This is a genomic window from Streptomyces coelicoflavus, assembly GCF_045041415.1.
GTDB classification, from domain to species: Bacteria; Actinomycetota; Actinomycetes; order Streptomycetales; family Streptomycetaceae; genus Streptomyces; species Streptomyces coelicoflavus.
Genome location: NZ_CP108218.1, coordinates 2234313 through 2248498, shown reverse-complemented (window position 1 = coordinate 2248498; position 14186 = coordinate 2234313). Strand labels below are relative to the sequence as shown.

General features: G+C 68.7%; 9 protein-coding genes and 1 pseudogene. 3 read left to right on the top strand and 7 right to left on the bottom strand.

Annotated features, from left to right (window positions below; all coding sequences use genetic code 11):
* Window positions 1–8: 8 nt before the first annotated feature.
* Entirely contained in the window at window positions 9–2567 is a 2559-nt protein-coding gene (locus OHA99_RS09725) for an AAA family ATPase (RefSeq protein ID WP_405698929.1), read from the bottom strand.
* A 621-nt stretch (window positions 2568–3188) separates the two neighbouring features.
* Window positions 3189–3317, bottom strand: a pseudogene (locus OHA99_RS09720) (SCO5717 family growth-regulating ATPase); the annotation flags it as partial.
* 453 nt (window positions 3318–3770) lie between these two features.
* On the opposite strand from OHA99_RS09720, the gene OHA99_RS09715 reads away from it, so the two are divergent.
* Window positions 3771–5300: a PQQ-binding-like beta-propeller repeat protein gene (locus OHA99_RS09715; protein WP_228126095.1), complete on the top strand. Its 1530-nt coding sequence runs from the start codon at window positions 3771–3773 to the stop codon at window positions 5298–5300.
* Between the two features lie 37 nt (window positions 5301–5337).
* Here the strand turns inward: OHA99_RS09715 and OHA99_RS09710 are convergent, their stop codons facing one another.
* Both OHA99_RS09710 and eccE read right to left on the bottom strand, forming a co-directional pair.
* The gene (locus OHA99_RS09710; RefSeq protein ID WP_381501934.1) at window positions 5338–6117 is read right to left on the bottom strand and encodes a hypothetical protein; all 780 of its coding nucleotides are present in this window, start codon (window positions 6115–6117) and stop codon (window positions 5338–5340) included.
* Window positions 6117–7445 carry a type VII secretion protein EccE gene (gene eccE, locus OHA99_RS09705; RefSeq protein WP_194279901.1) on the bottom strand — a complete coding sequence of 443 codons (1329 nt, stop codon included), beginning with the start codon at window positions 7443–7445 and terminating at the stop codon, window positions 6117–6119. Before eccE ends, OHA99_RS09710 begins: the two co-directional genes overlap by 1 nt.
* 220 nt (window positions 7446–7665) lie before the next feature.
* On the opposite strand from eccE, the gene eccB reads away from it, so the two are divergent.
* Together eccB and mycP are read left to right on the top strand one after the other, a co-directional pair.
* On the top strand, window positions 7666–9192 hold the full coding sequence (gene eccB / locus OHA99_RS09700; RefSeq protein WP_153177679.1) for a type VII secretion protein EccB: 1527 nt from the start codon (window positions 7666–7668) through the stop codon (window positions 9190–9192).
* Window positions 9193–9280: 88 nt separating this feature from the next.
* Window positions 9281–10498: a type VII secretion-associated serine protease mycosin gene (gene mycP / locus OHA99_RS09695; protein WP_366473866.1), complete on the top strand. Its 1218-nt coding sequence runs from the start codon at window positions 9281–9283 to the stop codon at window positions 10496–10498.
* A 193-nt stretch (window positions 10499–10691) separates the two neighbouring features.
* On the opposite strand, the gene OHA99_RS09690 is transcribed toward mycP, so the two are convergent.
* The 3 genes from OHA99_RS09690 to OHA99_RS09680 all read right to left on the bottom strand — a co-directional run bounded on the left by OHA99_RS09690 (window position 10692) and on the right by OHA99_RS09680 (window position 14176).
* Window positions 10692–11276 carry a hypothetical protein gene (locus tag OHA99_RS09690; RefSeq protein WP_405695352.1) on the bottom strand — a complete coding sequence of 195 codons (585 nt, stop codon included), beginning with the start codon at window positions 11274–11276 and terminating at the stop codon, window positions 10692–10694.
* Complete coding sequence (locus tag OHA99_RS09685) at window positions 11273–13582, bottom strand: hypothetical protein (RefSeq protein WP_405695350.1); 2310 nt, start codon at window positions 13580–13582, stop codon at window positions 11273–11275. Before OHA99_RS09685 ends, OHA99_RS09690 begins: the two co-directional genes overlap by 4 nt.
* Window positions 13583–13660: 78 nt before the next feature.
* Window positions 13661–14176, bottom strand: coding sequence for a hypothetical protein (locus OHA99_RS09680; RefSeq protein ID WP_381501928.1), 516 nt, complete (start codon window positions 14174–14176; stop codon window positions 13661–13663).
* Between the last annotated feature and the right edge of the window lie 10 nt (window positions 14177–14186).

The window sequence follows — 14186 nt, the reverse complement described above, 5'->3', positions numbered from 1 at the left end:
GGCTGGAGCTACTGCTGCGGCGGCGGAGGGGGCGCCTGCCCGGGCTGCCCCGGCTGCCCGGGGTGCGCCTGTTGTCCCTGTTGTCCCGGCTGTCCCTGCTGCGGGTATCCGTACCCGGGCTGGGCGTAGGGCTGCTGCTGTCCGTAGCCGGGCTGCGGATACGGCTGCTGTCCGGCTCCGGGCCCGGGCTGCGGCGGGTACGGCTGTCCCGGCTGCGGCGGGTACGGCTGGCCCGGCACCGGTTGTCCCGGCTGCGGCTGGGGCGGGTACGGCTGGCCGGGCGTCGACTGGCCCGGCATGGGCGGGGCGGCGACCGGCGGCGGGTTGCCGTCGGACGTCCACAGGCCGTGCGACTGCTGGTGGCGGACGAAGTCCTCGGCGACCATCGCCGAGAGGTTGAAGTACGCCTCCCGCACCTTCGGCCGCATCATGTCGAGGTCGACCTCGGCGCCCGCGGACAGGTGCTCGTCGAACGGGACCACGACGACGCCCCGGCACCGGGTCTGGAAGTGCCCGACGATGTCGTCGACCTTGATCATCTTGCCGGTCTCACGGACTCCGGAGATGACCGTGATGGAACGGGAGACGAGGTCGGCGTACCCGTGCGCGGACAGCCAGTCCAGCGTCGTACTGGCGCTGCTCGCGCCGTCCACGGAGGGCGTCGAGATGATGATGAGCTGGTCCGCGAGGTCGAGCACGCCACGCATGGCGCTGTAGAGCAGGCCGGTGCCCGAGTCGGTGAGGATGATCGGATACTGCTGGCCGAGCACGTCGATCGCGCGCCGGTAGTCCTCGTCGTTGAAGGTCGTGGACACGGCGGGGTCGACGTCGTTGGCGATGATCTCGAGCCCGGACGAGGCCTGCGAGGTGAACCGCCGGATGTCCATGTACGAGTTGAGGTGCGGGATCGCCTGGACGAGGTCACGGATGGTGGCCCCGGTCTCCCGGCGCACCCGGCGGCCGAGCGTACCGGCGTCCGGGTTGGCGTCGATCGCGAGGATCTTGTCCTGCCGCTCGGTGGCGAGCGTGGAACCGAGCGCGGTGGTGGTCGTCGTCTTGCCCACACCGCCCTTGAGGCTGATCACGGCGATGCGGTAGCAGGACAGCACCGGGGTGCGGATCAGGTCCAGCTTCCGCTGCCGCTCCGCCTCCTCCTTCTTCCCGCCCAGCTTGAACCGCGAACCGCCGGCCGCCGGGCGGCTGCTCTTCGCCTTCTGCCGCTTGTTGTTCACCAGCCGGTCGGACGACAGCTCCACGGCCGCGGTGTAACCGAGCGGCGCGGCCCCCGGGTTGGTGGCCTGCCGCTGGTCGTGCTGCATGGGCTGCGGCCACGCGGCACCGAGCCGGGGGTCGGCGGGCTGCTGTGCTTGATGCGGCTGCGGCTGCGGTGCCTGCGGCTGGTGCGGCTGGGGCTGGTACTCCGGCTGCTGCCCTGGCTGAGGCATTGCCTGGGGCGCCTGGGGCGTCTGAGGTGCCTGGGGGTTCGTCTGGGGCACGTGGGGGCCCTGACCCGGCTGGGCAGGTGGCATCTGCTGTGCCTGCGGGGGCTGCTGTGCGTGGGTCTGCTGCGGCACGCCGGGGTACGGCTGCTGCGGCGACGGCCCGTGCGGCGCCTGCGGGAAGCCGTAACCGCCAGGCTGGGCGGGGGAGTGCGGCTGAGCCGGAGGCGCGGGCTGCTGAGCCTGGACACCGGGCTGGGGGAAGCCGTATCCGGCCGGCGGACTGGCAGGCGGAGAGGCCGGCTGGTCGGGCGGGACCGGCGCGGCGGCCGGCTGGTGCCACCCGGCGGGCGCCGGCTGCGGGGCCTGCGGCTGGAACGGAGGCTGCTGAGCCGGAACCGCCGGCTGCTCGGGAGCAGCGGGAGTAACGGGGGCGGCGGGAGCGGCGGGAGCGGGCTGCGGCTGTGCGGGCCACTGCTGGGCCGGCGCGGGCGCGACCGGCGGGTACGACGGAGGCAACGGCGGCATTCCGCCGGGTGCCGGGGGCGTGGCGTCCTGCGGAACGGCGTCCTGGGGCGCGCTGTCGGCGGGGGGCGCGGCGTCGGCGGGTGAGGCGGCATCGGCGGGCACCGCGTCCGCGGGCTCGTCGCCCGGCGCGTCCTCGGACACGGGCTCAGGGTCGGGTACGACGGCCGGGGCGGCCGGCTCCGGCTCGGCGTCCTGGACCGGCCCGCCGAGGCGGGGGTCGTCCTCCACGTCGCCGTCCCCGGCACTGGCGACCGCGTCGGACGCGTCGTCGGAAGCCATGTCGGCAGTGGGGTCGGAGTCGGAGTCGGAGTCGGAGTGGGGATGGGAGTCGGGGTCGGCGTCGTCCCGCCCGGTGGACTCCGAACCACCGACGCCGCCCTCGGGCTCCGCGGTCCCGTCGGCAAGCACGGACACCTCGTCCGAAGTGTCCTCGGCCTCGTCGGAACCGGCGGCAGGCTCCGCCTCGGCGGCCTCCTCCGCGGCGGCCCGTTCGGCGATCTCACGCTTGAGGGCGACCGAGGAGAAGCGCATGGTGGCGCCGCTGTCGAGATCGCCGTTGTCGAGATCCCCGATGCCGGACTGGGGTTCAGCGGCGGCCACGGGTTCAGTGGCCGCCGCGGGCTCGGTGACCGCCGCGGGCTCCTCGGCCGGGGGCGGCGGAGCGGGGGCCTGGAGCTGGAACCCGCCGGCCGGAAACGCCGGCAGGGCGGTGGGAGACGCGAGCCCCGCGGCAGGCGCCGGGTCGGCCTCCGGCCCGGGCTCGGGCCCCTCAGGCGCCGACTGCTGTGGCGCCGACGGTTGCGGAGCCGATGGCTGCGGCTCGAACCCGCTCCCCACCGGCAGCCTGGGCACCCCGGCCGGCCCCCCGCTCGGCGGCGCCGGCGGCGTGAACGGCGCACCGGGCCCCGGAGGCGGAGGCGGCGTGAACGCGGTACCCGGAGCGGGAGCCGGTGGCGGCGTGAACGGCGCCCCCGGCGCGGGAGCCGGAGCGAAGGGAGCCCCGTTGGGCGTCGCGTGCGGCGGCGGAGTCAGCCCCGGCAACGGCGGAACGGGACCGCGAGGAGCAGGCGGAACGGACGGCCCAGGCGGAACGCCCGGACCGGACGGAGAGGAGGAGACGGCCGAACCGGAGGTGTCGGCGGACGAAGCGGACGAATCGGAAGCCGCCCCGGCCCCCTCACTCTCACCCTCCCCGTGCCCGCTGTCGCCGGACGCATTCTGCGTGTACCAGGCGGGCGGCGCGTAGTCGATGGTGAACTCGCCGGTCGTCTCGATGGAGGACTCCGCTTCGGGTTGGTCATCGCCGGGTGTGGCCCAGCCCCCGCGGATCCCGTCCCGGTCGCTGCTCACAGTTCCTCCTGGTGTGGTCGAGCACCCTCAAGCCGTGCTGGGGCGACCCTTGCTCGTCATTCGAAGTTGTCCGAGGTCGTCCGATCCACCGGTTCTCCCCCTGAGACGCCGACGCCCGCTGACGGGTTCTGGTGTCGCGCCCGACACCAGCCTAATCATCACGAGCCCCGCCCCGGCAGCCCCCGCCCTCCTCCGAGGCCCCGCCCATCGCGTCACAGGCGTCCCGTATGCCTCGCGCCGCTTCATCTGCCCACCCCCGTACGGAGGATGACCATGTCCGTCACCACCCGGTTCCGACGAGTGATCGTGGGCCCGGCATAGTTGGGGACGATCTCCGTCATCCCGTCGCACGAATTCCATGACAGAACCACCGGAATTCCCAGAAAGAGGAAGAGGCCCCGAGTGAGCTTCGGCCCGCCCCCGTCCATGCCTTCAGGCCCACCGACCGCCGTTGTGCCCACGGAGAGCCGGCACGGCCCCCACGGCAGCGGCAACGGCACAGGACGGAAGGGCCCCCGGAAGCTGCTGATCGCGCTGCTCGCACTGGTCCTCGCCGGGACGCTGGGCACCGGCGGCTGGCTGCTGTGGGGGCGCGGCGTCGGAGGCTCCGATGCATCGGGCAAGTCGCAGGATCCGGTCGCACAGGGACCGCTCGACGTCCGCGAGACGGTCGAGAGACCGCCCGCGAGCATCAACGGCAAGATGGCCTTCCGGTTCTCAGTGGACGACATGAAGCCCGGGGAGCATGTGGAGATGCCCGGGATGTGGGCCACGGACCGCATCCTCGCCAAGGGCATCAACAAGACACTCGTCGGCATGAGCATCGGCACCGACGCCGCGCCGGGCGACGAGAAGTGGCGGCTCGCACTCGACGGCCCGATCTGCGGCTACACACGCCACGTCACCGGCGACAACCGCACCGCCGTCCTCTTCCGGGCGAACGACCGGACGGACGAAGCCCTGTGCAACCAGGTCGCCTTCGTCGACCTCGACGACGGCCGCTTGGTGTGGGAAGCCCGATTCCCCGTCTCCCAGGCCGGATCCGAGTCGGCCGACGCCACGGGCACCGACAAGGACCGCCCCGGCGTGACCCTCGCCCACGGCACGGTGGCCGTCACCTGGGGCGGTGGAACCCTCGGCTACGACATGAAGAACGGTGACACCCGCTGGTCCACGACAACCACCGCGCCCTGCCAGGACATGGGCGTCGCGGGCGGCCGCGGACTGATCGTCCGGGAACAGTGCGTGAGCGGCGAGGACCCGCTCTCCGTGGGAGTCTGGCGGTCCATCACGTACAAGCTGCGCAAGCTGGACCCGGCCACGGGCAAGGCCTTGTGGACGTATTCCCTGGACCAGGGCGTCCGCGACGTTCAGGTACCATCCGTCGACCCGGCGGTCGTAGCCGTGTCCGCCGGTGACAGCGAGGTCACCGACCTCATCTCCCTCGACGACCAGGGCCACAACCGCGCCACCATCAGTCTCCGCAACGGCGCCTACGTCGCCGAGTGCCTCCTCACCGACTATCTACTGATCGACGACTGTCCGACCATCACGGTGGGCAAGGACCAGGTCTTCATCCGGAGCAAGGACCAGCCCGAGGTGCCGACGTGGAACTGGATCATCGGCTTCGACCTCGCCACCGGGAAGACCACCAAGAAGTTCGACTCCGGTCGGGGCGCACTGCTCTACCCGGTACGCATGAGCGGTGACCAGTTCCTGGCCCTACGGGTGAGCGAGGACAACATCGCCCCGAACTCGCTCGTCGCCCTGGAACCGAGCACGGACGAGGAGGTGCCGTACCTCTACTTCGGGCTGCCGTACGAGGCGCGACTGATGACGATGATGGAGCACAACGACATCATCGTCCAGAACGGCCGCCTCTTCTTCGGTGTCAAGTCCGCGCAAGTCCCCACCGATGCCAAGACCAAGCAGTGGATGTACCTCGTACTGGGCATCGAAGGCAGCGCACCGGAGAAGTCCTGACGGACCGCCCGGACCGATGGGGTGAGGTACCCGGTGATCAGTCCATCCGGCGCGCCGTGCCCAGCAGCCCGGTCTCCACATCGGTCGGCTGCGTCATCACGTACTGCCGGTCCCGCTCCGTACACCACAGGGTGACCCCATCGGCGAGGGTCGGCAACGCCTCGTACTCGGAGCGGGGCAGGCCGGTCACTCGCCCGATCTCCACCGACTCGTCCGGCGAGACACGCTGCACGCCCACCAGGCGCGCCTGACGCATCAACCGCGGGGCGAGGGGACTCAGGTAGGGCAGCAGCGTCAGCACGGACTGCCAGGGCGCGGAAACCACCCGTCCACGGGGCGGACGCATGCCGCAGTCCCGGATGACGAGGACCGGAGTCGTCGCCGACGCGCCCTGGGGAGGGACCCGGCCCACCTCGTGCACGGTCATGCCGGACTGACCGCCGCCGACCGCCTGCACCACCTGTGCCCAGTGCGCCGGGCGTCCGGTCTCCACGGCCACCCGGGCCCCGGTCGCCGCCACGCGCAGCGCCAGGACCTGCGTGGTCCAGAGTCCGCCGATCAGCAGGATGTCGAAGGGCGTCGGGCGGTTCACCCCGAGCACGGCGGGCTGGCCCTCGCCGTTGACCCCCACCACGACACCGTCGTCCCCGACGGGCAGACCGAGCGTGTCGACCTGCGCCATGGAGAGCGTGTGCCGCGGATGACGTGGGCCCAGGAGTCCGAACCCGGCCCGCAGACGCTCCCGGAGCGTCGCGACCGGCTGCCCCGGGGTGGCCGCCGCCGGGGGGATGGGAGCAGTGGACGGCGTAGCAGCCATCAGCGGGCACCTCCGAGGGGCAGGGTGGCGAGCAGGCCGGGCAGCTGTTCGCGGTCCAGACGCACGAGTCCGGTCCGCGCCTGGCGTGCGAGGTTCTCCAGACCCCGGCGTACGTCGGCCAGCTCCTGGCTGCTGCGGCCGGTCACCCGCACGTGCCCGGTGATCGCCACGTCCTGTTGCCCGCTCGGCGCCAGGGTGAGGCTGAACGAGGTCGCCAGCGCGGGCACCGCGGTCAACTGGGCCACCAACTGGGGCAGACCGACACCCTGACCGCCCAACTGCGGCCAGCGGCGCACCCAGTACGTGGTGTGCCGCCGGTTGTCACAGCGCCAGCTGCGGCTCGACTCCTCGGTCCGCCGCCGGGGCGTGTCGCCCTGACCCGACTGGACGGTCACCATCGGGTTGGCGCACATCGAGGTGGCGAGGGCGGACGACACCTCTTCCTCGGTGAGCAGGTTCACCCGGAAACCGGCACCGGTGAGCCGGCTGGAGAGGTGCTCGGCCGACCGCACCAGGCACTTCTGCGCGCCCGGCAGTCCGCCGCCGCGCGCGGCCACCGCGTCGGGGCACAGTTCGGGATCGAGCTTCAACGCGATCCACATGATGCGGACGGCGGGGGCAGCGATCTCGGACTGCAACTGCGCGTAGTTGGCCACCACCACCGACTGCCGCGGCAGATGGGGCGCGGGCGCGGTCTGCGTGTGCAACACGATCTGCGCCGACTCCAGACGAATGCCGTCCACGTCGAGCGCGTCCCGAACCAGGGCCAGCGGGAGTGGTCTGCGGCCGCGCTCGGCGCGCAGCGCCCCGGCGTCGGCCTCCACCTGGAGCACGGCGGTGAGGAAGCCGCCGTCACCCACCATGCCGACCGGCCGACGATCGCGCTCGTCCCGGTGAACGAAGCTGTACGTGCGCAGGTTCGGTTCGCACTCCACCGCCGGGACCAGGCTGGGGTCGATGTCCTGCGGCACCGGAGTCTGCGGTGCAGCGCGCCGACGGGCACGCAGGGCAAGATGGCTGGCCAGCCACTCGGGAAGTGAGCGCCGACGTCGGCGTACCACCGCCAGCAGCACCAGCACCACGGCGACGGCGACCGACGGCACCATCGCCACCGGCCCGACGAGCCAGCCGCACACCGCCAGCGCGGCGGCCAACTCGAGCAGTACCAACCGCTGCAGAACGGAGGAACCACCGCGTGCCGGCCGCGCCCGCAGCTGCGGTGTGACAGTGGCTCGGGCAGCCGACGCCGTGCGACCGGCGTCCGGCGGAGCATCGGCCCGACGGGGCGCCGAATGCGTGCGTGACCGGGTCCGCGATGCGGAAGCCATCACTCCAAATCCCCCGAACTCTCACCGAAGACATCGTGCTCAGCACACGGCAGGCCCCGGAAGCCTACCCGTGGCTCCCGCACCGTTCGGCAACAGGCATAGTAGGTGCCGGGTCCGACAGCCGAGGTTCCGGAGGCAACCGGAGCGGGAGAGGGAATTCAGTGGCGTCCACTGCGCCCCCGCTCCGCCAAGCCCGCGTACGGGGAGACGACGAACACACATGGCATCACGGCGCGATGAACTGAACGCCTACACCTTCGCGAAGCGCCGCACACTCGCATCCTTTCTGCAGCCCTCACCCTCCGGTTCGGAGGAAGGCGCCCCCCGGCCGCTGCGGGCGATCGTGCCCGGCGCGGTCGTCGGCGTCGTCGTCCTCGCCGTGTTCGGTGCGGTCGGACTGTTCAGCCCGACCGCACCGAAGGGCTGGGACGACGTCGGAGGGCACGTGATCGTGGCCAGCGACTCCACGACGCGGTACGTCGTCCTGAAGACCGACGGCAAGAAGCAGTTGCACCCGGTCCTCAACATGGCCTCCGCCAAGCTCCTCCTCGACCCCGACAAGGACGCCGTCATCACGGTCGACGAGGGCGTCCTCGACAGCGGCGAGCCCCCGCACGGCGCCACGATCGGCATCCCCTACGCCCCCGACCGCCTGCCCGGCCCCGACGAGGCCGAGAAGGCCAAGCGCTGGGCGGTCTGCGAACGCCCCGGCCCCGGCGGCCGGGCCATCCAGAAGGCGGCGTTCGTATTCGCCGAGAAGGAATGGCCCAGGACGGAGGGCAAGAACAAACTCGCCGGGGGCGACTTGATGTACGTCGTCGGACCGGACGGCACGTCGCCCTACGTGGTCGACTCCCGCGGCTCCGCCTATCCTCTGGCCGACCCTGCCGACAAGGAACTCCTCAAGGCCCTGGACACCCAGGGCCGGGCTCCGCAGCGCGTCTCCCAGGAGTGGCTGGACACCCTCCACAAGGGCGACCCGATCGAGATCCCGGAGATCAAGGGCACGCCCGGCGCGGACGCGGGAGCCTCCGACACGCTCGGGGAGTACAACAAGGTCGGCATGGTCATCAAGGCGTACGACGGCCGACGCATGCAGTACTACGTCGTGCAGAGCGGCGCCGTGGCCCGCGTCTCGGAGTTCACGGCCACCCTGCTCCTCAACAGCGGCGCCCTCGTCGATGTCGGGCAGGCAGGCGAGGCCCAGCAGGTCAGCCCGGGCGCGGTCGTCGACAGCGTCGAGTTCGAGGGTCAACAAAACTGGCCGTCGTACCGCCCGAAGACCGTCAACGACGGCACCTCCGCGAACTCCGGGCGCAACACCGTCTGCAACGTCCTGCGCGCGGTGAACGCCAAGAGCGGCACGACGACCCTGTCCACCTGGGCGAGCACCGACTTCCCGGCCCAACTGCCCACCGGCTCCTCCAGCGCGTACGTGACCCCGGGCTCCGGCCAGCTGTACCGCCAGTTCCAGGGCAGCGAGACGAAGGCGGGCGGGGTCTTCCTCGTCACCGACACCGGACTGCGCTACGCCCTGCAGTCCAACAGCGACAGCGCCGGTGACGACAAGGGGATCGGCACCTCCGAGAAGAAGCGCGAGAAGCAGCTGAGCGAGTCCCGGATCGCCCAGACGCGGCTCGGCTACGAGAACGTGGAACCGTCGCCCGTCCCGGCCCAGTGGTCCACGTTCCTGCCCACCGGCCCACGCCTGTCCGAGGCGGCCGCACGCCAGCCGCAGGGCTCGTGACGAAGTGGCTCCCCGGAAGACGGAAACCATGCAGAAGCAGCGGACCAGCCCCCGCACCCGCCCCCGTACACGGAGCATGACGACGGCCATGCTCACCGCCACCGTGCTGGCCGCACCGACCGTACTCACGCTCCTCCCGGCCGCCCCCGCGGCGCGTGCGGCCGAGTGCACCTTCCCCTCCAAGAACTACGAGGGCAGGCCCTGGTCCCTCCAGCGCGTCAACCTGGACGAGTTGTGGGCGCAGTCGAAGGGCAAGGGCGTCCAGGTCGCGGTGATCGACACGGGCGTGGACGTGAAGAACCCCCAACTCACCGACGCCGTCGACGCGTCGAAGGGCAAGAACTACCTGCCCGAGAAGAACGACAAGGGCGAGAAGATCGACCGGGGCAACGCCCACGGGACCACCGACACCGTCGGCCACGGCACACGCGTGGCCGGTATCATCGCGGCCCGCCCCGCCAAGGACACCGGATTCGTCGGCCTGGCCCCGGAGTCCACGATCATCCCCATCAAGCAGAACGACGCGGAAGGCAACGGTACGGCCGGCACCCTCGCCACGTCGATCCGTTACGCCGTGGACGCCGGCGCCGACGTCATCAACATCTCCCAGGACACGGCCAAGGCGATCAAACCCGACTCGACCCTGGAGTCGGCCGTCGACTACGCCCTGGGCAAGGAGGTCGTGGTCGTCGCCTCGGCGGGCAACGACGGCCTCGGCGGCAAGGACAAGACGACCTACCCGGCCTCGTACGAAGGCGTACTCGCCGTCGCCTCCTCCGACCGCAACAACGAACGCGCACCCTTCTCCCAGGCCGGCGAGTTCGTCGGCGTGGCGGCCCCCGGCGTCGACATGATCTCCACCGTCCCCGGCGGAGGCCACTGCTCGGACAACGGCACCAGTTTCTCCGCGCCCTACGTGGCCGGGGTGGCGGCCCTGCTGAAGTCGGCCCACCCCAAGTGGACGGCCGAGCAGATCGTCGCCCAGATCGAGCAGACGGCCGAACGCTCCATCCCCGGCCACGACCGTCTCGTCGGCTGGGGCGTGATCGACCCGGTCAGGGCCCTGACCGCCGTGGACCCCGCCCACCCGGTGGAGTCCCCCGCAGTCGAACAACCAGACGTCCACGCCAAAGCCCCCGACGTCCCCCCTCTCCACCTCGGCGAAACCGCGGAGGAACGCAACACCCGCCTGGGCACCTACGTAGCCGTCGGCGCCTTGGTCCTGGCCGCCGGCCTGGGCGGCACAGCGGTGGCGGTACGGGACTCACGGAGGCAGCGGGGCAGCGGGCGGGGGAGCCACGACTGACGGCGCCGTGGGAGACCGAGGACGGGGCCGCATCGGCGCTCGCTGAGGAAACTCAGTGGCGACTGTAGAAACTCTTCAGAATCCCTCAATTCGGCTGAGTGCACTCCAGTTTCGCCTCATCAGAGGATGTGGAGAACTAGGTGCGCCCTATCGGTAGTGAAGCGCATCACCCGTTTGGGCACCGCTCGAAGCGTTACGACGTACTGATCGTGCACTGACCGGAATCCTTGACTGCTGCGGTGTAGGCAGTGATCAGGCGCTTCATGGCATCAGGGTCGTTATTCTCTGATGTCTGGAACTGCAGTGCAGTGTACAGTTCCTGATCACGCCTTTCGTTCACACAGTCTTCCACCTTCCCGAATCCTTCGTTCCCGGAATATCGGTATCGCCCCGAGTCGGATGAAAGGCTGACCTTTTTGAGCGTCTGCCCTGACGCAAAGTAGGCCGTGGTCTTCTCTTTTGCCACCCATGCTTGCGTGGCGATAAGGGCGAGCTTTTTATCAACGACCACTTTGCAGATTTCAGTCCCGAGGTGGTCTTCCTTTTGTACTGTGATGCTCTCTCCCGCTGGGAGGAAGGGGCTGATTTCATCAGAACTGACCGGCGTCCCGCACAAGTTGCTGGGTACTGAGTAGTCGCGACCTCTTTCGCTGCCGCCGCACGCTGAAGTCATACCCAAAGCGGTGATCGCAGCGACAAGAGACAGAGCAGTAAACGCACTATTCTTCGCGGCTGCCAGGCGGTGGTTCCCCGCATCGCTTCCTCGGCTTTTAATCATGAGTACCCCGTGATGCTTCCAGGTGCCTGCCCCTCGAGAATGGCCCGAGCGTTGATGTAGCCCTGACGGCTGGCCTCCCCGGCATACGACGCCGCGTCACTCGGTTCCAGAGTATGGTGCCCCTCCGCAGATTCTCGCGCTGCCAATTGTGCGATATCCATCCCTCTTACCAAGCCTTGCTGCCAATACTGTCCCCCAGTGACTTGAGCTTCGGCTTTCGCCTTTCCCTCGGCATCCTGGAAAAGTTCCTCGAGGACGATGCTCGTCACGGTTCCTGCACCGCCTCCAGCTACGGCGCCGACCCAGGGCGTTGCGACGAAAGAAGTGCCCACTCCGACCACTGTGCCTACCACACCTGAGATCATATTCTTTCGCTGCGCGATCGAATGCTCGAATTCTTTGTCCTTGTCTGACGCTTCCTTCCCGATGTATTCCTGCGCTCCGAGTCCGAGAGTCCCGGACACTTCGCCGGATCGTCCCGCGATCTTTTCCACAATATTTTGATAGTTTTCAGAACTGCGTCGATCTTCTGGTAGATCGGGGTTCAAGTGGTAGTCCATGAGGCGCCCCATGTAATCCTTCTGGCCAACCTCGATTGCGGCGTACCCCTCTGCGTTTTGTCCGACCGAGAATAGAAGCTTGGTAACGTCTGTGTGTGCAAGTTTGGCTTCTTCTCCGGCAACGGGGTACAGCTTCTCGACGTCTTTCCAGTCTTTTGAACCCCGTTCCTCGTCGGTCATGGCGCGGTTCAGGTCAGGGAGATATTCAGATGTAATCTGACCGATGCTGTCAGACATGTAGCCGTGACCCGTCAGGCGCTCCGGATCGTCTGCGATGGATGAGACCAAACTCTCCATGAGTTTCGCCTGTTGCGCATTATGGGGCGATGTGTCTGCTGAAGGAAGCTCGCCCGCTGGATGTCCGGTAGTGGCAGCTTCCAGCGCTAGTGCCAGATTGTTCTGCCCAGTGTGCAGGTCGTCGCCCTTGAGGTTCGTCTCCTCTGGCCAGTCCCGCTCTTCGAACAGGTACTGGAAGTTAGACAGCGGGACTTTACCCATCTTCCCGTCGCCGTCGGTGTCGTGCTCGAACGGGTTGTCGGGGTCGTCCTTCGACAGGAACTGCTGGTTGAAGAAGTCGGTGGCGGCGTCCGGGCTGTTGGACAGCCCTTTCAAGTAACCCGTCAGCGGGTCCGAGCCGCTGTCGTCCCCGATTCGGTTCAGAGACGGGTCCATACCCGTGCGGCGCCACATGAGGTTGGGGTGCTCTCCGTTGCCGGTGAGCTTCCGTTCGGTCTCCATGAGCTTGGTGCCGTAGTCCCGGAGGAACCCGTCGTCGTAGTCACCGGTCCGCATCAGATTGCTCATGACCTGAAAGCCCATCGGCCCACCCCGGTCGCCGTACAAAGGCTTGTCACCGATGTCGATCATCGTGTGCTTCCAAGTACCCATCGCGGTCGAATCGCTCTGGGAGGCGGTGGCCAACGTCATGCCAAGGCTGCGCTGCAAGTCGTCGAACTGATCAAGACGCTCACGTCCCAAGTCCCAGTTCCCCCGCTGCGGGTCGGTGACCCCGGTCCAGAACTCCAACGTCCCCTTGGGACCCAGCGTCGTGGCGAACCGCTCGGCGAACAGCTCGTCGCCGGCGTACTTCTTGAGTCCCGCGGTGAGTCTGTCGAAGTCCTTGACACTGAGGTCGTCGGGATCCTTCTTCGCCAGCGCCGCCAACTCCTCGGCCCGTTTGACGGCTTCGGCAGCGGAGTCCCGGTCCTTGTAGCTGGCGTCGGAGAAGCCCAGCGTGCTCTGATCGGCGATGGCTTGGAGGACGGTTTTGGCCGACTCGTCGCTCTCGGTGGCCTTGTTGAGGATGCCCTGGATCTGGTCCCGCAGCGTGGTGATGTCGCCCTTGTTGTCCTGATCCATCTTGCTGCGCGCTTCGGGCGGCGCATTCGTGGTGACAGTGAATCCGCCCTCGTAGCCGATGACCGTGAGGTTCTTCTTACGGCCCCCCTCAAGGGCATCGAGGAGCTGCTGATGGTAGTCCTTCAGCTCCCCGACCGTGTCGTTGAGGATCTTGTAGATGGATTTTGCCTGGGTGTGGGCGTCCGTGAACTCGCCGGCCGTCTTCCCGATGAACTCTTTGGACACCTTGGCGTTGACGCCGGCCCAGTCGGCTTTGTTGGCGCCCTGGTGCAGGTTGTCCTCGGCGTCCTTCTTCATCTCCGCGAGACTGCCGACGAGCGTCGACCAGTCCGTCAAAGCATCGTCGATCAGCTTGAAGTTGGCATCGCGCAGCGCTTCGAGTTCCATCGAGCTATTCGTTCCTCATGAGTTGGAGACGAGGGAGAACCGGGATCGCCCACGCCGCACAGCAGTGGGCGTGGCGCGTCAGTCCTTCTTCTTCTCCTTGCTCTGCTCGCCGTAGATCTCGTTGTGCTTCCCAGGCGGCCCGACCCGCTCGTCGAAACCTGCGTCCAGCGTCGCGATGCTGCTCATCTGCCTCAGGATGTAGCCCTCGTCACCGTCATGGGTCTTCTTGGTGACCTGCATGTGGTTGGAGATCTGGGCGCACGCGTCCATCAGGGACTTCAGCTGCTCGTCCCACCGCGTCGACACGTGCTTGAGTCCTGAGCCCAGGGCGAAGCCCTGCTTCGACAGGTCGCCGGCGGCGCCGTCGCTGCTGACGATGTGGACCCGTGCCTTGTCCCACAACTGGTTGTACAGGGTGTGAGCGTCCTTGCCGACCTTGGTGAGGGCGTCGTTCTGCACCTTCAGGTCCCCGTACTGGCTCGGTGGTCTGACGGGACCACCGCCGTCCAGCTGGTTCAACTGCATGTGCGCGGAGCCGCCCTGCTGCCGGTCCAACGCGTCGGCCTTGAGCTGCTCCCACTCGTCCCATGCCATGGACGGCTAC